At 60.4% G+C, this 24,803-nt stretch carries 17 protein-coding genes and 1 pseudogene; 3 read left to right on the top strand and 15 right to left on the bottom strand.

Features of this window, described 5'->3' with window-relative positions; genetic code table 11:
* Positions 1-130: 130 nt before the first annotated feature.
* The 11 genes and pseudogenes from PM3016_RS20610 to PM3016_RS20660 form a co-directional block, all read right to left on the bottom strand.
* Entirely contained in the window at positions 131-1,855 is a 1,725-nt protein-coding gene (locus PM3016_RS20610; RefSeq protein WP_014370786.1) for a glycoside hydrolase family protein, read from the bottom strand.
* A 233-nt stretch (positions 1,856-2,088) separates the two neighbouring features.
* Positions 2,089-2,757, bottom strand: a complete 669-nt coding sequence (locus PM3016_RS20615; protein WP_014370787.1) for a bifunctional 4-hydroxy-2-oxoglutarate aldolase/2-dehydro-3-deoxy-phosphogluconate aldolase — start codon at positions 2,755-2,757, stop codon at positions 2,089-2,091.
* Positions 2,758-2,795: 38 nt separating this feature from the next.
* Positions 2,796-3,560 carry an SDR family NAD(P)-dependent oxidoreductase gene (locus PM3016_RS20620; protein WP_013918455.1) on the bottom strand — a complete coding sequence of 255 codons (765 nt, stop codon included), beginning with the start codon at positions 3,558-3,560 and terminating at the stop codon, positions 2,796-2,798.
* A 54-nt stretch (positions 3,561-3,614) separates the two neighbouring features.
* Positions 3,615-5,119: pseudogene (locus tag PM3016_RS20625) on the bottom strand (tripartite tricarboxylate transporter permease).
* A gap of 7 nt (positions 5,120-5,126) precedes the next feature.
* Positions 5,127-5,591 carry a tripartite tricarboxylate transporter TctB family protein gene (locus PM3016_RS20630; protein ID WP_014370788.1) on the bottom strand — a complete coding sequence of 155 codons (465 nt, stop codon included), beginning with the start codon at positions 5,589-5,591 and terminating at the stop codon, positions 5,127-5,129.
* Positions 5,592-5,616: 25 nt separating this feature from the next.
* Positions 5,617-6,633: a tripartite tricarboxylate transporter substrate binding protein gene (locus PM3016_RS20635; RefSeq protein ID WP_014651568.1), complete on the bottom strand. Its 1,017-nt coding sequence runs from the start codon at positions 6,631-6,633 to the stop codon at positions 5,617-5,619.
* A gap of 775 nt (positions 6,634-7,408) precedes the next feature.
* On the bottom strand, positions 7,409-9,685 hold the full coding sequence (locus PM3016_RS20640; RefSeq protein ID WP_014370790.1) for a helix-turn-helix domain-containing protein: 2,277 nt from the start codon (positions 9,683-9,685) through the stop codon (positions 7,409-7,411).
* Positions 9,686-9,959: 274 nt separating this feature from the next.
* Positions 9,960-11,534, bottom strand: coding sequence for an FGGY family carbohydrate kinase (locus PM3016_RS20645; RefSeq protein WP_014370791.1), 1,575 nt, complete (start codon positions 11,532-11,534; stop codon positions 9,960-9,962).
* Positions 11,513-12,484, bottom strand: a complete 972-nt coding sequence (locus PM3016_RS20650) for a transketolase family protein (protein WP_014651570.1) — start codon at positions 12,482-12,484, stop codon at positions 11,513-11,515. The genes PM3016_RS20645 and PM3016_RS20650 overlap by 22 nt, the downstream gene beginning before the upstream one ends.
* An 11-nt stretch (positions 12,485-12,495) precedes the next feature.
* Positions 12,496-13,344, bottom strand: a complete 849-nt coding sequence (locus PM3016_RS20655; RefSeq protein ID WP_014370793.1) for a transketolase — start codon at positions 13,342-13,344, stop codon at positions 12,496-12,498.
* Positions 13,345-13,364: 20 nt separating this feature from the next.
* Positions 13,365-14,798 (bottom strand): L-fucose/L-arabinose isomerase family protein, encoded by a 1,434-nt coding sequence (locus PM3016_RS20660; protein WP_013918463.1) that lies wholly within the window; start codon positions 14,796-14,798, stop codon positions 13,365-13,367.
* 281 nt (positions 14,799-15,079) lie between these two features.
* Between PM3016_RS20660 and PM3016_RS20665 the strand changes: the two genes are divergently transcribed.
* Positions 15,080-16,138, top strand: a complete 1,059-nt coding sequence (locus PM3016_RS20665; RefSeq protein ID WP_014651572.1) for a LacI family DNA-binding transcriptional regulator — start codon at positions 15,080-15,082, stop codon at positions 16,136-16,138.
* A 90-nt stretch (positions 16,139-16,228) separates the two neighbouring features.
* Here PM3016_RS20665 and PM3016_RS20670 read toward each other — a convergent pair whose 3' ends face one another.
* Positions 16,229-17,092, bottom strand: coding sequence for an AraC family transcriptional regulator (locus tag PM3016_RS20670; RefSeq protein ID WP_014651573.1), 864 nt, complete (start codon positions 17,090-17,092; stop codon positions 16,229-16,231).
* A 130-nt stretch (positions 17,093-17,222) separates the two neighbouring features.
* Here PM3016_RS20670 and yicI point away from each other — a divergent pair, with 130 nt between their 5' ends.
* Positions 17,223-19,547, top strand: a complete 2,325-nt coding sequence (gene yicI, locus PM3016_RS20675) for an alpha-xylosidase (RefSeq protein WP_014370796.1) — start codon at positions 17,223-17,225, stop codon at positions 19,545-19,547.
* A 162-nt stretch (positions 19,548-19,709) separates the two neighbouring features.
* Here the strand turns inward: yicI and PM3016_RS20680 are convergent, their stop codons facing one another.
* The gene (locus PM3016_RS20680; protein WP_014370797.1) at positions 19,710-20,768 is read right to left on the bottom strand and encodes an anthranilate phosphoribosyltransferase; all 1,059 of its coding nucleotides are present in this window, start codon (positions 20,766-20,768) and stop codon (positions 19,710-19,712) included.
* Between the two features lie 278 nt (positions 20,769-21,046).
* Positions 21,047-21,799 carry a ThuA domain-containing protein gene (locus tag PM3016_RS20685; RefSeq protein ID WP_014370798.1) on the bottom strand — a complete coding sequence of 251 codons (753 nt, stop codon included), beginning with the start codon at positions 21,797-21,799 and terminating at the stop codon, positions 21,047-21,049.
* 119 nt (positions 21,800-21,918) lie between these two features.
* Between PM3016_RS20685 and PM3016_RS20690 the strand changes: the two genes are divergently transcribed.
* Positions 21,919-23,559: a GMC oxidoreductase gene (locus tag PM3016_RS20690; RefSeq protein WP_238540624.1), complete on the top strand. Its 1,641-nt coding sequence runs from the start codon at positions 21,919-21,921 to the stop codon at positions 23,557-23,559.
* Between the two features lie 123 nt (positions 23,560-23,682).
* On the opposite strand, the gene PM3016_RS20695 is transcribed toward PM3016_RS20690, so the two are convergent.
* A complete protein-coding gene (locus tag PM3016_RS20695; protein ID WP_014370800.1) occupies positions 23,683-24,780 on the bottom strand; it encodes a GerAB/ArcD/ProY family transporter in 1,098 nt (365 codons plus the stop codon).
* Between the last annotated feature and the right edge of the window lie 23 nt (positions 24,781-24,803).

Here is a 24,803-nt window from a genome sequence, read left to right on the forward strand (position 1 = left end):
GGGCGTTCCGGGTCCATCCGTATTCTCCGCTCTCTAACGAACTTATGCCTCTTCTACACCCCGCACGCCTGCTCGTCATCCTTACCATCCTTCTCTTCCTCTTGCTTTCACCGTCATCACACCCATACCCTTACCACACCCATTCCTTCTCGGGACGGCGGTACTGCCCTTCGCGCATCGGCGCCCGGTCGAATACCTGACGTCCGCTGTAGAGCGGATGCTTCGTCCCTCTCGGTGTCAGATCGACGACATCGTCTCCGCGCCACTGCGCTTCGAAGGTCTGGTTCATCGCCGTCTCGATCGTCCGGCGCATCGAGAGCGGGAAGGTTACGGTAATGCGTTCGCCGGCCCGTGCAGGACCGAGCTGGAGGAAGTGCCGGTTCAGCCAGCGGCTCGGCTCGCTTCCGCTGCCCTCCGTGGCCGCGCCCTCGAGCTCCCGCGTGAAGCGGATCTTGGTAAAGCCGGCCCATTCGGGGATTCTCACCTGCAGGTGCGCAATATCGCGGTTCACTTCCAGTACGACCTTGCCTTCGTGGGGGAGATAGCTGCTGACATCGAGCCACTGCGAGCCCCGGCTGAGCAGCAGGTTCACGCTGACCGTCCCCTGGTGCTCCGTCACGATATGGCTCCACCCCATGAACAGCCCCCGGGTGCCTGACCCGAGGCAGCACAGCTGCAGATCGCTGGTGTGTCCGCGGCCTTCGTTGACGTCGCAGCAGAAGTCATTCGGCGCCGAATAGCCGGCGAACGAGCCCCGCGTGCGTTCCGCCACGCTGTCATAGGTCTGCCAGCCGTGGATATTCTCCGGCGTCTCCCCTCCTGACTTCACCCAGCTGAGATCGAGAAGCTGCGATTCGGTGAGGTGGTTGCGGAGGAACCGCTCCACGGTGCCCCAATACTGCACATACCCGCTCTTGGCCAGCGTAAGGCCGGTAGAGATCAGATCGACCAGGGAGCATGTCTCATGCTCATATGCCTGCTCGTGCAGGTCTCCCGGCGTCCAGCCGAAGGCGGTACACTTCGTCAGCGCCCAATCGTAGCACTTCTGTACCCAGGCGATCATAGCGGCGTCTCCGGTGAAGGCGCCAAACCGGGCGATGGCATCGAGCGTGCCCAGCCGGGTATGAAAGTGGCCGCTGCGGTAAGCGAGCGCATCGTTGAAGCTGCCGTCCTTGTTGAACACGCCGCTGCGGTGAATGATCAGCTCGCTAAAGTAGCGGCACAGCTCGAGCGCATCCTGGCTGCCCGTCAGCTCGTGATACTTGAGCAGCGGCATGACCAGCCGGCCGCAGAAGGCGGCGGGGTCGGGAGCCAGCCGCAGCTGCACCCCGTTGGCCGAAGGCCAGCCCCCTTCCTTGTACTCGGAGGCGGGGTAGTACCAGACGTCGCGTTCCTTGACGGCGATCCGCTTCAGGGCCGCGACATGCTTATCAGCCGCTTCCTTGACCTGGGGGTCCCCTGTAGCCATCAGCCAGGTGGTCAGGGACAGGATGACGGCGCGCTGGTCGATCAGGTTGGCGTTCGGCTCCCAGTGGCCCTTCGGATTGATCTGCCGGTAGCTCAGGCCGTCCTCCTTGAAGAAGGAAAGCAGATTCGCCCTATACCGCGCCTCTACATCCTCCCCGAACGTCTCCCCCGACATATGCCGGGCGAGCAGCATCCCATCCACCATGCGTCCGTGCGAGGACCCGTAATCCCAATCGCCATGGGTCATATAAGGCGGTTCCGTCATCAGGTTGGCACTGAAAAAAGGCACATACCCGAAATCGCGGTCGGCCATACCGACCATCGCGTGCAGGGCATGGCCTGCGCGTTCCTCGAGCAGCAGCGTATCCGGAATCTGTCTGTAAGTCATAGGTTCTCTCCTTATGATTAGGCTTTTTCTCTTCCAAGTTTCCTCACTTCCAAGTTTCTTCATCGTAAAACGACACCGGTCATATAACAATGGGGGGATACGGGCATGTTCTTCCCCTCTTGACCCAATCCGTCCGGATTCCCATCATCACGCCAAAGAACCCTCCCCGCTTCAGGTTCGAAGCAGGAAGGGCTCTGCGGAAGTTCATGACGCTTTCTGTGACCGCCCGGCTCTTAGCAAGACGGGGAGGCGGCCGGCTGCGGCCGCCCTTCGCGGAAGGCTGCAGCGAACGCTGCAGCCCGTTCGGTCAGCACCTCATATTGTCCTGAGGCGACAGCCGAACTGTCGACCAGCGCGCCCCCGACACCTACTGCGGCTGCACCGGCTTCTGCGAATGCCTTCGTATTGCCCAGATCCACTCCGCCGACCGGAATGATCCGGAGGCCGTCCAGCGGCCCGCCCAGCTCCTTCAAATACCTCACGCCCAGAGCGCCTGCGGGAAAGAGCTTGAGCATGTCCACGCCCAGCCGGCAGGCCTGCAGTATCTCGCTTGGGGTCGCCACGCCCGGAATGATCAGCTTGCGCTGCTCGTGCACCGCCGCCACCACAGCCGGATTCAGGTCCGGCGCAAGCACGAACTGGGCTCCGGCATCCAGGACCAGCTGGGCCATCGCGAGATTCACTACCGTCCCCGCACCGATCAGCATGCGGCGGCCAAGGTTGGCCCGCAGCCTGCGGATACTTTCCAGGCAGCCTGGTGTATTGCCCGTCACCTCGAGGGCCCTGATCCCTCCGGCATACAGCGCCTCTGCCGCAGGGACGACGGCATCCACCGGCACCCCGCGGAGTATCGCTATGATTCCCGTTGTCCTGACGGCCTCCATCACGGTTCCTTTATCCATATAGACTCCTCCGCTCCCCATTAGGCTGACTGCGCCGCCTAGCGCATGAACGCACCGCCGTTAATCTCAATCGTCTCCCCCGTGATGAAGCCTGACAAGCCGGATACCAGGAACAGCACGGCGCCCGCCACATCCGAGGGCTCGCCCTGCCGCTTCAACGGTGTTCCGGCAATCGCCGCCTGCTGCGCTTCCGGGGTGGTCAGCTGGGCGTGGAACCGGGTGTTCCCGATAAAGCCGGGCGATACGCAGTTGACGTTAATTCCATGGGGCGCCGCTTCTTTGGCCAGCCCTTTGGTGTAAGCGATCACAGCGGCCTTGCTTGCCGCATAGATGCTGGCCCCCGGCCCTCCCCCGTTGTGCGCGGCAACGGAGGACATGTTCACGATATGTCCGCTCCCCTTGGCGATCATGCCGGGCAGCACCGCCTTGGACATGAATACGGTGCTTTTCAGATTGAGATCCATGACCCGCTCGTAGAGCGATTCGGTCATCTCCGCGCTGCTCTGCCGCTCCAGCATATGTCCGGCGTTGTTAACCAGAATGTCGACGGTTCCAAGCTCCGACCCAATTCTGTTCACAAGGGCCTCGATCTGTCCGGTTGAAGTCACATCCCCCTGATAGATCCGCGCCGTCCCCCCCATCTGCGCAATGCTACCGGCAACCTCCTCCGCCTTCTCCCTGCTGGTGTTATAGTTCACGGCTACCTTGGCTCCAGCTTCTGCGAGCATCAGGGCGATGCTTGCCCCAATGCCGGAGCTCGCTCCTGTCACCAAGGCTACTTTGTCTGTGAGAACGATTTTCATACGGTTATCTCTCCTTGTTTTGTTTTTTTCATCCGTTGTTTCGTCAGTCAGCGGTTACATTTCCACATCGGCGGCAAGCCCTCCGCTCCTCTTCCTGAGACCGGAAGCCATGCCGAAGACAAGAACCAAGACGGCCAGACTCAGGATGGGCCCGGCGATCGGACGGAGGAACAGATTCAGGAACGAGCCGTCCAAGAGCCTCAGCGATTGAAGCAGCGAGCTTTCCAGCATTTTACCAAGAACAAAGGTGAGCACGATAGGTGCCATGGGAATATCCGCCTTCTTCATCAAATAACCCAGGATTCCGAAGACGATCATCGTCCCTACATCGAACAGGCTGTTGTTCGCTGTATAAGCCCCGACAATGGAGATGACCAGGATCAGCGGGTACAGCAGCTTGGGCGGAATCATCGCAATGCGGGCCCACCAGCCTGCCATCGGCAGGTTCATCACGAGCAGGACGGCATTGCCGATGAACATGCTGGCCACCACCCCCCAGATAAACACAGGGTTCTGCTCGAACAGGGCCGGCCCCGGTGTCAGCCCGTGCATCATAAAAGCGCCCAGAATGATAGCTATCGTCGGTGAGCTGGGGATGCCCAGCGTGAAGAGCGGGATCAGCGCTCCGCCGCAGTACGAATTGTTCGCCGTTTCAGGGCCCGCCACCCCCTCCAGCGCGCCTTGCCCGAAGCGGGACGGATCCTTCGCGAGCCGCTTCTCGAGCGAATAGGACAAGAGCGCCGGGATCACGGAATTGGTTCCGGGAATCAGTCCGATCACAAAGCCCAGCACCGTTCCTCTCCCGATCGCTTTCATGTTAGGTTTCCATTCCTCCCTGCGGGGAAGCATTCCCTGGAGCTTCGGGGGCTTTCCGGCGGAGGACATCTTCTCCATCCCGAGCAGGATCTCCGACAAGCCGAACAATCCCATGGCCACGATGACAAAATCTATCCCGTTCATGAGCTGCGGCGTGTCCATCGTAAACCGGACCGTACCGGACATGGGATCGATGCCGATCATCGCCAGATTCAATCCGAGGAAGGCGGAGACCAGCCCGCGGACGACCGATTTGCCCATCAGCCCGATGACGGTGGACAACCCCAGCACCATCAACGCAAAGAATTCGGGAGGGCCGAAATGCAGCGCCCATTCGGCCAGCGGCGGACCGATGAGCATCAGGCCGAGAATCGATATCGTTCCTCCGATAAAGGAACCGAGGCCGGCAATGCCCAGTGCCGCCCCGGCCGCCCCTGCTTGGCGAGCGGGCTTCCATCCAGGCAGGTGATAACCGAGGCCGCTTCCCCGGGAGTGTTAATCAGGACCGAGGTGATCGTCCCCCCATACATCGCCCCGTAGTAAATGCCGCACAGCATAATAATCGCGGAGACCGGCTCCATACCGAAGGTAATGGGGAGCAGCACCGCCACTCCGGTGGTCGGCCCCAGTCCGGGGAGCACACCAACCAGCATCCCGATCGTTACGCCTATGAAGCAGTACAGCAGGTTCCACCCGTTTAAAGCGGTTGCAAAGCCCTGCGCAATCGCATCCCAATCCGGCATCCCGACCTCACCCCACCCATTCCCAGAGTTGACCGCTCGGCAGGGGAACGTCCAGCCACCCGCTGAAGGCGTAATAGATCAGCACATTGACGGACAACGCGATCGCCGACGCCCGAAGCCACGGATAGGAGCGGGCGAGCAGCAGCGTCATGGTTACCCCTCCCGCCAGCACAAATCCCGCCATGGAGAGAAGAGCCACGAACAAGGCCGCGGAAGCAAGCACCATGGCCACGCTGCGAAGGTCTCTGCCTTGGGGCATGACGGCCGACCAGAGGACAGGCTGCCGAAGCGAGCCGATCATATACAGAACAGACACAACCAGGAGCGCTCCGCTGAGCCACCTCGGGAACAGGCCCGGCCCGGGACCCAATTCCGTGTAGTAATCCAGCTCCCAGGACTGCAGGAACAGGATCCCCGATCCGGCGGTAAAGAGCAGGGACAGCATGAATCCCAAATTGCCGTGTATTCTCATACGTGACAGCCTCCAAGCAAGATCCTTATTTTTTGGACAGGCCGAGTTCCGGAATCAGCTTGCCGAATCTCTCGTCATTCTCCTTCACATACTGTCCGAAGCTGCTGCTGTCCTTGGAGACGATGGTCAGTCCGTTCTTCTTCATGAATGCCTTGAACTCCTCGTCCTCCATCCCCTTCAAGAAGCCTTCGGACAGCGCTTGCACAATCTCATCCGGGGTATCCTTGGGCACGCCGAGTCCTCTCCATGTGCCGATATAGTCGAATGCGATGCCCGTCTCCTCCTTCAAGGTCTTGACTCCCGGGAGCACTTCCGCCGGTTTATCGTCAAGAACAGCGAGCGAGCGAAGCTTGCCTGACTCCACTTGGCTCTTCACCTCCGGAGGGCTGACCGGTACGGCATCCACATGCCCGCCAAGCAGGGCCGTAATGGCCGGCGCAGCCCCTTCGAACGGAATGTGATTGAACTTCGTTCCGGTTTCCTTCTCGAGTGCGGCGGCAGCCAGATGCCAGATCGCGCCTGTGCCGGAATTCCCGAGCCGGACCTTCCCCGGATTCGCCTTGGCATAATCCAGGAAGTCCTTCATGGTCTGCCAGGGGCTGTCCGCACGCACCGTGATCGCTGCCGGCTCATAATTCATCATGCCGACCGGCTTGAAGTTCTGATAAGTGATCGGGGACAGCCCGAGGTGCGGCAGCGTCGTGAGCTCAACTGTCACCACCGTGACCGTGTAGCCGTCACTCTTCGCATTCGAGCCTTCGGTCATCCCTACCGATCCCCCGCCTCCGGTCTTGTTAACGACCGTGACCGGCTGCTTAAACACCTTCTCCGCCGCTTTGGCCAATGCTCTGGCCGTCGTGTCGGTTCCCCCGCCCGCTGCAAACGGCACGATAAGAGAAATGGGTTTGTTGGGAAAATCCGCCGATTTCCCTGCTCGGGCCCCCGACGTCTTGGCCGTTGCACCGCCGCATCCCGTAAGCACCGTCATCCCCAGTACGACCGTCAGGGACATCAGCAGGCTCCTGCTCCTCTTCTTGGACATGTCCATCCTCTCCATTCCTGTATGGGATTCGCTTGGCGATCGTTTCGCTGCATGCTCATTCTAAAGCCGTGTTGGTCCAACAGGCAATTGACGTTTCGGCACGGCATATGCAGTTCCGCCAGCACCGCCGCATTCTGGCCGATCTGCAAACCGGCTGTCCGTTAGGCATACTCCCAGCCGGCTTCCGCCTGCGGCCAAGATAACGCAGGACCGCCGGGAGGCGGCGGGCCGGCTGATCTCCAACCTGGCCTGACAGGATCCCTATCTCACGGCAGGCCTACGGGGATAGAGGGAGGTGCCGGAGTACACCTGCCGGGCGGAAGGCTTCAGCTGCCGCTGCAGAGGGAGCTGATCCGCTATTGGCCTCAGGAGTCCGTGATCCGCGTCCTGCAGTTCGAGCCGGATGATATGCCGTTCAGCCTCCGGTGAGCGATCGATTCGACAGGTCCGACGGAACGATCGTTTTTGCAATAACGGAACCAGGATGCCTTATCGGCTTATTTCCCGGTATTTCCCAACAAATAGCGGAACTCAGATGCCTTATATGGGAAAAAGGGTCTGGAAACGGGGCTCATTCCGACCATAGCGCATTTGAGTTCCTTTATTCCTGGGGGAACCCGTTGAAAAGTGGGCATAACGCACCGTACTTCCTCTATTTTCGTAGACAGCTTGCCCCCCAGCAGGATCGAGCCCTGGCGAGATCTATACATTCTTATATTTCAAGGGACGCAAAAAGGCCCGCCCCAGCCAGATTCATGGCATGTCGGGACAGGCCCTAAGCACCGTTCGTTCTGCTGACCTCCCGGTATTTGCCGGGCGTCATTCCTTTGACCTTGCGGAAGCTTCGAATAAAGCTCGTTTCGTTCTGGTACCCTACGAGCGGTGCGATGTCGCCTACTTTGCGGTCCGTTTCCATCAATAAGCGGCAGGCCCGGTCGATCCGAAGACGGGTCAAATATTCGTAAACCGAGCACCCGGTTTGCTGCTTGAACAGGCTGCTGACCGACGAAGTGCTCATGCGGATCGAGTCAGCGATCTGCTGGAGGCCGATGTTCCCGCTCAACTCTTCCTCCATCAATTGAATGATCTGCTGTACGGTGGAATGCTCCTTCCTGTTCATCCGGCTGCGTATCCCCTCAGCTGTCGCCTGGGACAGGTTAAGAAGCAATGCGGTCGTATCCTCGAGATCCATCATGTTCAGCTGATGCGCTGTGTAATCCTCCAGGTCGTGAACCCTGGCGAGCCCATGAAGCTCTGTCACCTCGACCAGCTTCCCAACCCACCGGTCAGCGAACGCATACACCGACTCGGGGGAGGGGCACAGATGACGTACCGATTGGGACCACTCCCGTATGCTGCGCGTGACGGCCTCGGCATCCCCCGATTCCACGGAGCCCAGCCACTCCCGCTCCCACTTCTCGGCCTCCTGCCGGGTAAATCCAGGGAGATGATCGTGCGCCTGGATGCTGAGGGTCGTGCCGTAACCTTCATACAGCCGCCGGGTGAGAGAACTCTTGGCTCCCGCGAAGGAATGATGAAGCTCCGCGATGGAAGCAGCCTGCGGCCCGAGACCGATGGAGAGCTGCAGGCGCAGATAATGACGGGACATCTCGATCATACGGTCGAAAAGAGGGCATGGGTCCGGATACGCGGGCGGGCCCCCCCGGGGCTGCAGAATGACCAGCATATTCTCTTTATCCAGCGAGGTGTGGATAGAGTGCCACTGCGGATTCAATACCTCATGCACCAGATTGGATAACGCATACTTCAGCAGCAGCTGGTCCTCTTCCGTGAACTCAGCCGACCATGCCTTGTAGCGGTTGATCGACACGACCGCCGCCGTGATCGGCGCCTCGGACCAATCCTGAAAATAGCTGCGCCATTTATATTGAATTTCCGAGGCTCCAATCCGGCGGAACAGGACATCTTCAACAAACTTGGACCGGAGCTCCGGCAGGCTTTGCCGGGAGATCGCGGAAGTCGCATCGTAGTCTTTCAGCAGGCTTTGAAGGTACTGCTCCACTTGGTGCAGATCGTCCGGCTCCCCTGACTTCTCCTTCTGCCCCAGTAACCCGCGGATTCGGTTCAGCGGACGGAACGCGGTGCGGCGGTAATACCACAGGGCCGCGCAGCCAATCAGAATGGAGAGCAGGGAGAGCGAGATGATGATATTGCGGACGAGCTTGGCATGCTTGAGAAGATCTTCCAATGAAATGAACGAGACCCAGCGCCAGCCCGTCATATCGGAGAACGTCTGGTTGGCCAAATAAAGCTGCTTGTCCAGCTCCACCTCGGTAAAAGGCTGAATATTCAGCTCTTCCACCACCTGCCTCATGTGCTCCTCTGCTCCAGGCAGGCTCCGCTTGGGATAAATCTGTTCCCCCTCGAGATTATAAATATACAGTGGCGCGTTCAGCTGGGTATGGATGGAGGTGAATAACCGGTCGTAATCGATATTCAAGATGACGAGGCCGATGAGCTTGTCTCCGGAGCGGATGGGCCTGTACAGGGAGATCAGTTCACTCTGCGCCGGGGATTGCACCTCATCGTCCCCCGCCGTCCTGCGTTTGATCAGCAGCGGTTCGGTATCCATCGCCGTCGCCCAGGGGATCCAGGTATGGCCGGCCTTGCCGCTGAAATCCTGTTCCCCCTCCGGAGCCGAAGAGGCGTAGCGCCGATGGACCAGGTCGACGACATAGACCGAAGTGATCTCTTCTTCATAGGCTGAGGACTTGAAATGAGAGAGCAGCCGCGCCCCAGCCTCCTTCTTGTCCCGGAGAGAGGCTTCGACATAAGCAACCGCCAGAGGATGAAAAGAGAGCTGCACCGCGATGTTATCGTAATTGCGGAATGCGCGGTTCGTCATATGCATGTTGATCTGCAGAAGCTCGGCCATCGGCTGGTTCAGTTCCTTATCGATCCGGCTGCGGTAATCCTGATACATGAATAAGCTCACCGATGAGATTAGCACAGAGATCGCTAACGTCAGCAGAAAGCTGAGTTTGATGGATTTGTTTGTCAGCATACGTTTGGCGAGAAGTCCCAGTGGCATGACAGCAATCCCCTTTGGTATACGGAGAATTTGGTTTAGCGCGAGTTTAGTAAGCGTTTACATTCTACTGGTTTATATTATAGCACAGATGTTACCAACTGCACCAAAGGAATGTCTGCCGCCTTCCCCGCTGAGCACAAAGAGACCCCACCTCAACATCTGGTGAAGTCTCTCTCCGCATAGCCGCCCAGCCCCCGGGCTGGACCTATGACAGATGACCTTCGCAGATCCGCCCTATCCGTACAAGAGCGGCCGGCTTCCTGCGCAGGTCCAATTAACCGGTGTGCGTCGGGTTCAGCCGGATGCCGCCGGGGGCACCGGGTTCAACCTCACCGGCGACCGCCTCCTGCTCCGCCCGGCTGCTGTGCAGTACAGCGGCCACCGCCCTTTGCCAGCCACGGTACTTCCGCTCCCGTTCCCCCGCCTCGAGCCCCGCCTCATAGACCCGGCCTTCCCGCTCAAGTGCAGCAATCTCATCCAGGGAGCTCCAAAAACCGACGGCTAGCCCGCCCGCGTATGCGGAACCCATGGCGGAGAGCTCCGCGGCCCCCGACCGGAACACCGGCAGATCCAGCAGGTCCGCCTGAAACTGCATCAGCCCTCCGTTCACGGAGGCCCCACCGTCGGCATGCAGCGCCTTGAGCGCAATGCCGGACTCCGCCGCGAGGAGCTCCGCCGCATCCCGGACCTGGTAGGCGATGCTCTCCAGGGCGGCACGGATCAGGTGCGCCCGGCCGGTGCCCCGGGTCATCCCCGTCACGGCCGCCCTCGCCCCGGGCTCCCAATGCGGAGCGCCCAGCCCGGTGAAGGCCGGCACGAGGTAGACGCCTTCGGAGTCGGGCGCCTCGGCCAGCAGGCCCTCCATCTCGCTGAAGCTGCCGAACAGTCCTAGGTTGTCTCTTACCCACTTGATGCAGTCGCCCGAGGTCCGGATGACCGCCTCAAGGGCATACGTAACCCGCCCGCCCAGCGCCCAGGCCGGCGTCAGCACCAGGCCGCCGCCGGCCTCCACCGGCTGGGCGCCGGCGTTCAGAAGGACGGACGTCCCCGTGCCGTAGGTGGCCTTGGCCATCCCCGGCTCCAGGCAGCATTGGCCGAGCAGGGCGCCCTGGGAATCCCCGATGAGTCCGGCGATCGGCACCTGCGCGTCGAACAGCTTCGGCTCGTTCGTATACCCGTAGATCACGTCCGAAGCTTTGACTTCGGGAAGAATCTCCGGAGGCACGCCGAAGAGAGCGCATAGCTCCGCATCCCACTGCAGCTTGTGGATGTCATACAGGGAGGTGCGGCTGGCATTCGTGACATCGGTCGCATGCACCTGTCCTCCGCTCAGCTTCCACAGCAGCCAGGAGTCAACCGTGCCCGCCAGGAGCCGGCCTTCGCCCAGCAGCTGCTGCGCCTCCGGGATCTCGGCGAGCATCCAGCCCCACTTGGAGGCGGAGAAATACGGATCGAGCAGGAGGCCCGTCTTGGCGCGGACCGCCGCCTCGTGGCCTGCGGCCTTCAGCTTCCGGCAGGTCTCCGCCGTCCGCCGGCACTGCCAGACAATGGCAGGGCACACCGGTTCTCCGGATACCCGGTCCCACAGCACCGCGGTTTCCCGCTGGTTCGTTATCGTTACGGCGGCCAGCTGTGAAGGGTCCGCACCGGCCTTCTGCATCGCAGCCCGGGCTGTCTGCAGCACCGAAGCATAAAGCTCCATCGGATCATGCTCCACCCAGCCCGGCTCAGGCTGCAGCTGCCTGTGCCCTGCGGAGCTCCCGGCCACGATCTGTCCGGCGCGGTCGATGACCAGAGCCTTGGTCCCCGAGGTGCTCTGGTCGATCGTCAGAAGGAAGATCGGGTCCATGGACGCTCCTCCCCGCTGCCCAGCATCCGGATGGCAATCTCCCGGATGTTCTCCTTGCTTAGCCCGTAATGCCGGAACACCTCGGCGCTTTTGCCCGCGATGGCGGGTTCGTCCGGGATACCCAGAATCCGTACCGGGACGGGACAACGCTGCACGACCACTTCCGCCACGGCCGCACCGAGCCCGCCATGTATGCTGTGCTCCTCGACCGTAATGATAAGGCCGGTCTCCCGCGCGGCCCGCACCACGGCTTCTTCGTCCAGCGGCTTGATCGTATGCATGTTGAGCACGCGGGCCGACACTCCGGCTTCCTTCAGCAGCTCCTGCGCATCGAGGGCAACGCGCACCGTCTCCCCTGCCGCGATGATCGTCAGATCGCTTCCCTCTCTCATCGTTACGGCCCTGCCGATAACGAACTCACCCTCATCGTCATCGTATACGTCCTCCACCGGATTGCGTCCGATGCGCACATAGACTCCACCCTCATGGCGCACCAGCGCCTCCGTCATCCGCCGGGTCTCATGCCGGTCCGACGGGAGGATGACGGTAAGCCCCGGAATGGCCCGCGCCACCGCCACATCCTGCAGGGAGTGGTGGCTCATGCCGAGCGCCCCGTAGCTGACGCCCCCGCTGATGCCGACCAGCTTGACGTTCGTCGCCGAATAAGCGACGTCCACCTTGATCTGTTCGATGCTGCGCATGCTGAGGAAGCAGGCCGGCGAAGTCACCCAGGGCTTCTTCCCGCTGTGGGCCAGCCCTGCGGCAATCCCCACGATATTCTGCTCCGCGATGCCCACTTCGACGAACTGCTCGGGATAGGCGGACGCGAACGGCGCCATCGCCGCCGACCCCCGGGAGTCGCTTGCCAGCACCATCAGATCCCGATCTTCCTTCGCCAGCCCGAGCAGCGTCTCGCAGATCACCTGCCGGTTGGGTATTCCATGGGCCATACGTTCTGCTATCATGCCTGCCCCCCCTTTATCTGTTCCAGGCTGCCAAGCTCCGCCGACAGCTCCGACAGTGCCAGCGCCAGCTCCTTGTCATTCGGCACATGATGATGCCACTTGGGCACATGCTCTGCGAAGGACACGCCTTTGCCCTTGACCGTATGGGCGAGTACCAGAGTCGGCTTGCCCGATACCTCAGGCGCTGCTTCGAAGACGTTCACAAGCGCATCGACGTCATTGCCGTCGACGGGGACGACATGCCAGCCGAAGGCGGACCATTTGTCATCCAGCGGATCGAGCCCCATCACGTCCTCCGTCGGCCCGCTGATCTGCAGCCGGTTGCGGTCGATGATGCCGACGAGGTTATCGAGCCGGTAGTGGGCGCCCGCCATGGCCGCTTCCCACACGGAGCCCTCGGCCTGCTCGCCGTCGCCCATCAGGCAGAACACCCGGGAGCTCCGTCCGTCGCGCTTGGCGGCCAGCGCCATGCCTACGGAGATCGCCAGCCCGTGCCCGAGCGCGCCCGTATTCATCTCGATCCCCGGCACCTTGTTGTTCGGGTGCCCGATCAGCCGGGTGCCGAACCGGCTGAACGTCTCGAGCTCCTCCTTCGGAAAGAAGCCGCGGTCGGCCAGAATGCACCAGAGGGATTCGACCGCATGCCCCTTGCTGGCGATGAAGCGGTCTCGCTCCGCCCACTTCGGATTGGCCGGGTCGATCTTCATCACCCGGTAGTAGAGCGACGTGAGGATATCCGTGTTGCTGAGCGAGCCGCCGGTATGCCCGGTCCCGGCCCGGTGAATCATGCGCAGCAGATCCATGCGGATCTGGGCCGCTTTCCTTTTCAAAGCACCTGTCTCCATTGGCGTTCCCCTCTCCCCGTTCAGCATTGCGCACCGCGCAGCCAGGCCTGGATCTCGCTTTCGGTCGGATCGACCGGATCGGCCGCGAGCCCCGGGATATACCGGCAGGCTTCATACAGCGGTGCGATGACATTGGCATGGATGCCCACCGAATGATGCACATACGGGCCCCGTACCAGCTTCTCTTCCCACAGCGGCCAATCGTTCACTTCCACCCAGACGTAGGAGCCCCGGGTGTACGGTCCCTGAATGCCGCGGGCTCTGCCCAGGAACAGCTGGTACTCCCCATGATCCCCGTCGAAGCGGGCCAGCGTCATGCTGCCGCCCCGGATCTCCCCTTCATGCGTGCCTGGCGCATGGTCGTCGAACAGGAAGTGCCGGCGCAGCTTCGGCCGCTCCTCCACCGATAACGAGACCGGGAAGTTCCCGCAGTGGAACAGCAGCTCCCCGTTCGGATTCTCCGGATGGCGGACCGTCAGATCCGCGAAGAAGGTCGGATGCCGGTTCATCGCCGCGGACTGCACCAGGACGGAGGTGATGGCCCCGTGGATATCGGTCTCACAGGTAACCGGAATCTGCTCATCCGTCAGAATCGCATTCGCCAGACAGGGCATAATGCCCATGGCGTCCTGCAGGGAGGACCAGCACTGGATGGCGATGGCCGAACTTCCTGTCGAGACCGCATACTGCTTCATGGCCACCTTCAGGGCGGCGATCCGCCGGACATCCTCTTCGCTCACCTCGGACCAGTCGAGCTTCTCCTTGATGTAATCCACAGCCTCAGCAAGCTCCGAGCTCTGCCCGTTCTCGATCCGCTTCGAGGCCCGCTGGATGTCCACGAGCGTGATCGGATGCACCTCGATCCCGAACCGCTCAAGCAGCTCCCCTTCATTGCACATCATTGTCCAGAAGGAAGACGGACGGGGACCGATCTGCAGAATGCGCAGGGAACGGAAGTGGCGGACGGCGTTCGCGGCACCGATGAAGTTCGTGAAGCCCCGCTCGAACACAGGGTCATCCACCCGGCTGTTCGTCACATAAGAGAACGGCACGTTGAACCGGCGGAGCACCTTGCCTGTCGCGAACAAGCCGCACTGCGTATCCCGGAGCCTCATCCCGTCCTCGAGCGGCGATTCGTCGCGCGGCCCCCACAGCAGCACCGGCTTCCCCAAGGCCCGGCCGACACGGGCCACGGTATCTTCCGTCCCGAAGTTGCAGTGCGGGAAAAAGACGGCGTCCACGTTCTCCTGCCGGAAGCGGTCGATGATCAGGTCCGCGTTCAGGTGATCGTCATAGAGCAGCCCTTCGGCGTTCAGCCCCTCGAGATCCACAATATCGATGTCCATCCCGAAGCTGGCGATTTTCTCCCGGATCATTACCTTGTACCTGAATGCATCTTCGGCACTGAATACGAACCGGCGCGTTGGCGCATAGCCCAATTTGAATTTTTTCATGAGTCACACTCCAGTGAATGATTGAGTTTACTTAACAAACTAAACTTATTGTGAATGATACCCTCTATACTGGAACCGGATGACGAAGTACAAAGGAAGTTTTCCAGCATTTTCTTTGAATTTAGCACGCCGATCCTTTATAGTCAATGCATTTTTCTAAACTTTTAGTATTTTGTTGAGTTATAATAACTAAACTTTAAGTTCTTAACCCGGGATTTCTTGCATAAACAAAAGGAGATGTGTAAACTAAACTTACTAAACTACTTCAACGATATAGAGAAATGGGGATCGGTACGGTGAAAATGGAAGATATCGCCAGGCTGGCCGGCGTCTCGAAGGCCGCTGTATCGCTTGCGCTCAGCGGCAAGCCGGGCATCAGCGAGGGGACGCGGGAGCGGATCCTGCAGCTCGCCAGCGAACATGGGTATGCGCACAAATCCAAGGCAGCCGTTTCGGCACAAGGCCCCCGGACACTGACCTTTCTGGCGGCGGCCAATGCCGGCATCGTGCTCGAGGACTATTATCAGCAGCCCTTCTTCCGGGAGCTGATTCATTTCATCGAGGAGCGCTGCAGAGCACGCGGCTATTCGCTCATCTATTCCTCCATGGAGCCGGAACCGTCCGCCGGGGAGCTGCGGGCTCTTGCCGAGGAGAAGCGCAGCGAAGGCGTCATCCTGCTCGGGACGAACCTGAACCGCTCCCAGGTGGCCTTCATCGCGGGGGAGCTGCCCCTGCCGCTGGTGGTGCTCGATACGTGCTTTGACACCCTGCCCCTTCCTTTTGTGGAGATCAATAATGTCATGGGGGCCTACCAGGCGGGCAGCCATCTCTGCGCCGCGGGACACCGTACGGTCGGCTACATCGAGTCCAATGTGAGGATTCACAACTTTGATGAACGGCGCCGCGGGTTCGAGCTTGCCCTGCTGGAGAGAGGCATGGAGTTCGCCGGAGACGAGATCTTCTCCGTCGCCCCGACGATCCTCTCCTCCCAGGAATCGCTCAAGAGCCAGCTCGCCGCGTACCTGGATGCGGGGAACTCCCTGCCGGAGGCCTTCTTCTGCGAATGCGACTACATCGCCATCAGTGCCATCAAGACGCTGAACGAGCTCGGGTACCGGGTGCCCGAGGACGTCTCGGTGGTCGGGTTCGACAATATCTCCGAAGCGCGGATCGTCTCGCCGGAGCTGACCACGGTGCATGTGGAGAAAGAGCGCATGGCCCATCTGGCCGTTGAGCTGCTCATCGAATCGATCGAATCGGCTCCCGGGGCCAAGGCGAAGATCAAGGTCGATACCCGGCTCGTCGAACGTCACTCCTCCCGCTCCCCTGTAAGGTCCTGAGATGGGAACAAAAAAATAAGGCACAAGCGCGGAGTGATCCGTTCTTGTGCCTTTTTCATTTTATTATGTGGTTCCCGGGCGGGCTCAGCCTCAGGCCCCCGCCGTTCCCTTGCGGAACTGGGAGGGAGTCACGCCCATATGGGTCTTGAAGACGCTGGTGAAGTAGCTGATATTCTCGAATCCCGTATCCATGGCGACCGCCGCGATTTTTTTGTCCGTCCTCTCGAGGAGCTTGGCCGCCTGCTGGGTGCGGTATTTGTTGATATAATCGATGGGACTGTACTGCATCACACTGCGGAAGACGCGGCAGAAGTGGCCTTCGCTCATGTTCGTGAGGAGGCACAGGTCCTTGAGCCGGATCGTGCGCTGGTAATGCTCATGGATGTAATGCAGTGCCGTCTTGATCTGCTCCGTCTTCCACAGCGCGGCCTTCGGCACCTCCCCCGCCTCCCCTTGGGAGAAGAGCTGGGCCATGATCAGCAGCAGCAGCCCCTTCGTGGCCAGCACCTGGCTGGCCGTCTCCTCCGCACTGCTCTCCAGCATGCGGCCGAGCAGCCGGATCACCTCCGCTCCCCACTCCGCTGCTCCCGTAATCTTGACCGGCAGCCGGCATACGCGCTGCAGCAGCGGATCGACGCACTTCTCCTGCACGAGGTCCATCGAGCCGGTCAGCAGCTCCGCGCCGAAGACGACCGCCGAATAGCTGCAGCCCGCCTCCCCGACCGGATCGCCGGCATGGATCTCGCCGGAGTGCACGAACACCGCCTCGCCTTCGGTGAGCTCGAAGCTCCCGGTTCCCACCTGGAACACTGCCCGCCCCTTCGTGACCAGGATGAATTCGAATTCGCTGTGCCAGTGGCATTCGAGCACGGTGCCTCCCGGAGCGCACTCCATGTGATATACGCTGATCGGATACATGGGGCGTCCGTGTACCCGGTTTTCTTTTAACGACATGGGATTCACCCGGCTGACCTCCTACCAATATGTCAGGATCCTGTTAGTAATGATCATTATAACAGAAGATTTCTCCTCCGGATAACCTTATCATGAAGCATAGACAGACATGATGAAGGGAGAACGAAACGTGAAGTTTACAGACGGCTATTGGATGTTCAGAGAGGGGTATAACGTACAGTTTCCGGTGGAAATCCGGGATATCCGGAGGGATGCGGACTCCGTGACCGTCTATGCGGCGTGCCGGAAGATTACCCGCAAGGGCGACACGCTCAACGGGGCGATGCTGACCGTGCGGTATTCTTCCCCGCTGCCGAACGTGATCCGCGTACAGCTGTATCACCACAAGGGCAGGAAAGTGACAGGACCGGCGTTCGAGCTGAAGTCGGAGCCCGGCGCGGCGGAGATCGTGCAGGACGGGGAGATCACGAAGCTGACGAGCGGTCAATTGGAGGTGCGCATCGACAAGAGCCTCGGCTGGGGCAGCGTCTTCTCCTATGACGGCAGACGCCTGACCGGCACGGGCATCAAGACCTCCGCCCACATCCAGACCCCGGACGGGAAAGTCTATATGCGGGAGCAGCTGGACCTCGGCGTCGGCGAATCGGTCTACGGCCTCGGCGAACGCTTCACCCCGTTCGTCAAGAACGGACAGACCGTGGACATCTGGAACGAGGACGGCGGCACGTCGAGCGAACAGGCTTACAAGAACGTGCCGTTCTATCTCTCGAGCCGCGGCTACGGGGTATTCGTCAACCATCCGGAGAACGTTTCGTACGAGGTTGCCTCGGAACATGTGTCCAAGGTCCAGTTCAGCGTGGAGGGCGAGTCGCTGGAGTACTTCATCATCGGCGGCGCGAATCCCAAGGAGGTGCTTCACCACTATACGGAACTGACCGGCAAGCCCGCCCTCCCTCCGGCCTGGAGCTTCGGGCTGTGGCTGACGACTTCGTTTACGACCAGCTATGACGAAGGCACGGTGAATCACTTTGTCGACGGGATGCTGGAGCGGGATATTCCCCTGCACGTGTTCCACTTCGACTGCTTCTGGATGAAGGAATACCAGTGGTGCGACTTCGAATGGGACAGCGAGGTGTTCCCGGACCCCGAAGGCATGCTGAAGCGGCTGAAGGACAAGGGGCTGAAGATCTGCGTCTGGATCAACCCCTACATCGCCCAGAAGTCGGCGCTCTTCGATGAAGGCATGGAGCACGGCTATCTCGTCAAAACGCCCCAGGGCGACGTATGGCAGTGGGACCTGTGGCAGGCGGGCATGGGACTGGTGGATTTCACGAATCCGGCCGCGGTCCAGTGGTACCAGAGCAAGCTGAAGCGGCTCATCGATATGGGCGTGGACAGCTTCAAGACCGACTTCGGCGAGCGCATCCCGGTCGATGTCGTCTACCATGACGGCTCGGATCCGGTGAAGATGCATAACTACTACACCCACTTGTACAACAAAGCGGTGTTCGAGCTTCTGGAGGATTCGCTCGGCCGCAATGAAGCGGCCCTGTTCGCCCGCTCCGCCACAGCCGGCGGCCAGCAGTTCCCGGTGCACTGGGGCGGCGACTGCTCGGCGAACTACAGCTCCATGGCCGAGACCCTGCGCGGCGGCCTGTCCCTCGGCCTGTGCGGCTTCGGCTTCTGGAGCCATGACATCAGCGGCTTCGAGCGCACGGCGCCGCCGGATCTCTACAAGCGCTGGACGGCGTTCGGCCTGCTCTCCTCCCACAGCCGGCTGCACGGCAACGAGTCGTACCGGGTGCCGTGGCTCTTCGACGAGGAGGCGGTGGATGTGCTCCGGCACTTCACCAAGCTGAAATGCACCCTCATGCCTTACCTGTTCGGCGCCTCCGCCGAAGCGGTGGAGCGCGGCCTTCCCGTCATGCGGGCCATGGTGCTGGAGTTCCCGGAAGACCCGCTCTGCCACCCGCTGGACCGCCAGTACATGCTGGGCGATTCGCTTCTGGTGGCCCCGATCTTCAATGAATCCGGGGAAGCCGGCTGCTATCTTCCTGCCGGGCGCTGGACGGACTTCCAGACGGGCGAGATCGTGGAAGGCGGCCGCTGGCACAGCGGACGCTACGACTACTTCCATCTTCCGCTGCTGGCGAGACCCGGCAGCCTGATCGCCGTCGGCAGCCAGGACAGCCGGCCGGATTACGACTATGCGGACGGCGTCACGCTGCATGCCTTCGAGCTGCAGGAAGGCAGCACGGCTTCAGCTCATGTCTATGACACGCAGGGCTCCCTGCAGCTGAGTGTCCGGGTGGAGCGCCGCGAGGGAGTACTGCATGTGAGCTCCGAAGGCGAAGGCGCCTCGAAGCCGTGGACGCTGCTGCTCCGCGGCATCGCCGAAGTCTCGGACGCTCAGGGAGCTGCGGTGGAGACGACCCCTCGGGGAGTCCAGCTGCAGGCATCCCCGGGTACAAGCGGGTTCACCGTCAAGCTCTAAGCAAAGCAAACAGCCCCGCCCCCTTCCTGTCAGGAAAGGAGCAGGGCTGTTTGAGCTTCCGAGCGGTCCGGCCAAGCCATGGTGAAGCGTACACTCGCGGGGCCCCTCTGCTTGATGGAGCATGCGGCCGCCGTGATGCAACCGGTCGGGTGACCCTGCCCGCTACCAGACGGCGTTTGCTTCCAGCTTGAAAAGCGAGCTTTGCAAACTTAGCTCCCTCCACTTCGCAAGAAGCTTGTAGGGCTCTCCACGTCCGAGCAGCTCCCGCGCCAGCTCGAAGCCTTCCTCATAGGATGCGACCTTGTCGAACCAGTATAAGCGGAGGCCGGCATTAAACAGAACATGATCCCTCTCGTTACGCAGCTCCGGCGCGTTCTCGCCCTGAAGAATCCGGGTTACCAGCTCGAGCTGTTCCGCTTTGGAACATGCTTCAAGCGGCTTACCGCTGAAGCCGAAGAGCGCCGGATCCACCGTACAGGTCGTATCCCCCCATGCCGTGACCCGGCGGACCAGGGTCGGCTTATAGGTTGGCAGGTCCTCCGAGCCTTCGATCCCCTGGACCGCATACGCGGTCTCGATGCCCAGCGGAGGCAGCAGGCGGATCAGATGGTCCATGGCCGTCTCATGCCGGACCCCGATGATCATGTACTGCGACTGAACCGGATTCAGGATCTTCTCGACCGTATTCAGGAAGGTGCGCAGCGCGAGCTGCTTGCGGACCGGCCTCATCCGGCCGAACGGAGGACAAATGAGCTCGGTCCAGATGAACCCGATCCCGATCCGCCGGAAGAGGTCCTCCCACTCCTTGGCCTGGAGCTCCACCTGAACGCCGAGGCCTTCCAGCAGCTCCTTCAGGGAAACGCCCAGCTTGGGGGGAAGAGACTCGCTCCCGTGAAGCACCTGGGAAAAACCGGCCGAGGCCAGCAGCAGGGAAACCGGAAGGGTCACGGGAAAATACAACCGTCCGTCGTAGGGGCCGGCGCAGTTAAGGGAATGGGGAAACCGCTTGTAACGGAGGGAGTACCGCCGGAATATGTCGGTGAATCCTTTGATTTCCTCCGGCGACTCTCCCTTCATCCGCATGGCGATCAGGAATGCAGCGGTTTGCGCATCCGTGGCTTCGCCCCTCGCCATCACATGGGCGGCCTGGACGGCTTCTTCATAGCTCAGATGCCGGGAGCCATGCCGGCCCATACCAATGATTTTTATCCACTCTTCCATAGCTCCTCCGAGGATTCTTGGGATTCCAGGCAGATTCTCAGGTGGGTATCACATATTGTATAAAGTTACAAATTATAACAATTTAAATATAGAGAAGAATCCTTAAAAGAATCTTAAACGAAGTTAAATATTCAGACTTCGGATATTTAGTTGTGACATAATCATGAACGAAGAGGGATGCGGGCATTCCTTTCCCTTAATCGGGTCTGGGTATTCGCTGTGCGGAAGAATGCTGTGCCTACCGGCCAGAGGAAGCCGGCAGCAGCTTCTTCCTCCCCTCACGGCTCGAGCGCCTTCGTCTCGCCATAGACGGGCGCGGTCCCATGGGCGCTCCCGACGTAATGGACGGCGTTGGCGATGACCCGCAGCACGTTCTTGTTATAGTAGGTCGGGAACGATTCATGCCCCGGCCGGAAGTAGAAGATCTTCCCGAGGCCGCGTGTGTATTCGCAGCCGCTGCGGAAGACTTCTCCGCCCGGGAACCAGCTGATCAGCACCAGCTTCTCCGGTGGAGGTACATCGAAGAATTCCCCGTACATTTCCTCATGCTCGAGCTCAAAATACTCCCCGATGCCCTCGGTAATCGGATGCGACGGGTCTACCACCCACAGCCGCTCCCGCCTGCCGTCCTCTCTCCACTTCAAATCGCAGGTCGTCCCCATCAACCGCCGGAAAATCCGCGAGCGGTGCCCGGAGTGCAGGACGATCAGCCCCATTCCCTGCAGAACCCTAGCCTGAATCCGGTCCACAGCCTCATCGGTAATCCGGTCATGTGCGAGGTGACCCCACCAGATCAGGACGTCCGTCTCCTCCAGGACTTCCTGCGACAGCCCCTGCTCCGGCTGATCCAGAACGGCGGTCCGCATCAGGAAGCCGTACGGCTGGAGGCCCTGTACCAATGCCGAATGAATCCCCTGCGGATAAACAGCTGCAACCTGGGGGTTCGTTCTTTCGTGAATGTATTCATTCCATATCGTGACACGCTGCGTCTTGCGCTCGAACGAATAACCGTTGCCTATAACCATCCTCATCCCCGTTCTCCCCTTTCGTTCCCCCTCACACCGGCGTCTAATCGGCAGGAAGCCTTTCATATACTGTTACCAAGACACAAGACATGCGTTTATAGAGGATGTGAATCTTGTTGAGAAAAGTGCTTGCCGGCAGCGGAGACACTCTTCGTTATCTTGCACACCGGTCCGGCCTTGAGCTTGGACGGCTCCTGTCACTCAATCCGCACATTTCACTGCCTGATACCGATATCGCCGGACGGATTGTTACTCTCCCTTCCGAAGGCCGGCCGGAACCGGCATACCGCGACATTGCGCCCTTCTGTCCGCCCCTTTCCGAACCGGAGTATCTGCCGAGCTGGATTCCCCTGACCCCGGTCGAACGGATGGCGGCGGAAGAATACGATGTGCTGATTATCGGCTCCGGCGCAGGCGGCGGCGCGGCGCTCTGGAGATTATGCGAGCAGTGGGGGGATAACGGCAGGAAGATCGGACTTATTGAGAGAGGCCCTCTCTTCCTGCCCACCCATGTCGCCAATATTCCGACCTTCGACTTCGAGACGTTCCGGGCTTACCGCCCCCCCGAAGCCACCTATATGGTGGGAGACGCCCTCCCCCAATTCCCCGGCTTGAAGCTGATCTACGCGCTGGGGGGACGGATGCTGCTGTGGGGGATGGTCTCTCCCCGCATGCCCGCATCCGAGTTTGCCGAGTGGCCCGTGACCGCCGCGGAGATGGACTTTTACTACAAGATCGCAGAGAAAGTCATGCACGTCACAACGGCCTATACGCAGGACTCCACGATCACGCAGATGCTCCTCCGGAAGCTGTGGGAGAACGGGTTCCCGAGTGCTATCGACCTGCCGCTTGCGGCGAATCTCGAGCCGACCCGTTTGGGTCGGGTCCGCTCCAATGTGTTCTTCAGCACCATCGAATTCCTGGCGAAGGCTCTCAGTCTCCGGCCCTTCGATCTCGCGGTCAACACGACCGCCGTGCAGGTGCTGACCGAGAACGGCCGAACCGCCGGTGTGCGGGCGATGACTCCGGACGGACGGTCCCATTTCATCCGCGCGAAGACGGTCGTTGTGGCGGCCAGCGCTACGCAAACCGCCCGGCTGCTGCTCAACTCGGGCATCCCCGGCGAAGCCATCGGGCGCTATCTGACCAACCATTCCTATATCGTAGCCAATCCCCTGATGAATACCGAGGGCTTTCCGGATGAATTAGGGGCGCTCGGCATCCTGATCCCCCAAGCCGCAGGTCAGCCATATCAGCTGCAGTTCCAGGGGCCCGAGCGGTATTTTCACTACCATGAACTGAGGAAGCCGAGAAAAAACAATTGGGAGCTCACCTGTTTCGTATCCGGCAAAGTGCAGCCGCGCCGCGAAAACCAAGTGTATATCGATCCCGGCAGAAGAGATCCCCTCGGCGTCCCCGATATCGGCATCCGCTTCTCTTACAGTGCCAGGGACGAAGAGATCATCCTCCGGATGGATGCGGCCATGCGGCAGACTGCGGCGGTTCTCGGGATGAGCTTCCCGCCCAGGTCGATCTGCATGATGCCACCGGGTACCGACAACCACGAATCCGGTACCTGCCGGATGGGAACCGATCCTTATACCTCGGCAACCGACCGGTACGGGCAGATTCACGGCGTGCCCGGTCTCTACTGTGCCGACGCCAGCGTCATGCCGTCCATCGGAGCGGTGAACCCGACACTGACCATTGTGGCGCTGGCCATCCGGACGGCGGATCATATCGCGCGGCAGCCGCAGCCTCTCTGACGATCCCGGTGCCCTAAGCTCCGGCAGGACTTTCCGTATACCTGCTGCCCAGGTCTTCTTCCCCACTTTATGCCGGCAGCCGAAAATGGGTGAATATCCCGGAGTCCGGAGATATCCACCCATCTAGGCAAGCTTTTTTCGGATCGAAGCGGCGATCGTCACAATCAGCAGAGGCAGCAGATAACACACCGTCGCCACCAGCGGATGAAGCACGGTTACCGCATTCACCCAGCGCGCTTCCCCCTTGGAGATGAACAGCATGGAGAACAGGAAGCAGGCCATGGTCAAAGGGAACACGAGCAGCTTGCCCTCCCGGAATGAGAACAGCTTGCTGAACGTTTCCTTCAAGACGAAGACCGTGATGCTGGCTTTCATGAACGAATTGGCAATGAGGGAGAAGCCCATGACCGATTCGATCCGTTGGATCACTTCCATCATATCGACGGTTTGAGATACCACGAACATGGAGTACTTGAGCTCGCTGGCCATCGGGCCAAGCACAACCATCGTGCACAAGGTGACGCACAGCAAACAGAATCCGTTGAACAGCAGGGCCGCATACATTCCCTTCGCGAGCAGATGATGCTCCTGGGAACGGACATAAGGCAGCAGCATGGAGAACAGAACCAATTCGACATAGGGAAAGCCGTAAGCGAAGTACGCTCCGAGCAGTACCGGCTTGACCCCGTTCGGCATGATCGGCTGCAGGCTCGTTACATCATAGTCACCGGCGAGCAGCAGCACCACCAGAAACACGAAGGCGATAACCAAGATCATCGGCATGACAAACATGCGGGACATGGTTTCGAGGCCCGAACGTACGGTTAGAGCCACGACGACAAAAATGGACAGGGTAAAAATAGCGAGGGGCGTCTGTCTCAGCAGCGTACTCTTCATGAACAACCCGATGTCCAGAACGATGCCGCTGGCCATATGGAACTGAAACCATATGAACGGGATGGCGATCAGGACCGTGGGCCATCTGCCCAGCGCCGCCCTGCTGACTTCAATGAATGATTGGCTGGGATACTTCCGGTGCAGTACCAGGACACACGCCAGCACCGCCATACCGGCTGCCAGGGCCAGCAGAAGGGAGATCCATGCGCCTTGGCTGGCATAGGCGATGAGCGGCCCGGGGATATTGACGATCGAGGAGCCTGTCATAAAGGTAAACAGCAGGAAAGACATCTGGTAAGCGCCGATCTGCTCCTTGGGTTTCACTGAAGGCCCTCCTTCCCAATCCG

The organism is Paenibacillus mucilaginosus 3016 (assembly GCF_000250655.1).
Taxonomy (GTDB): domain Bacteria; phylum Bacillota; class Bacilli; order Paenibacillales; family NBRC-103111; genus Paenibacillus_G; species Paenibacillus_G mucilaginosus.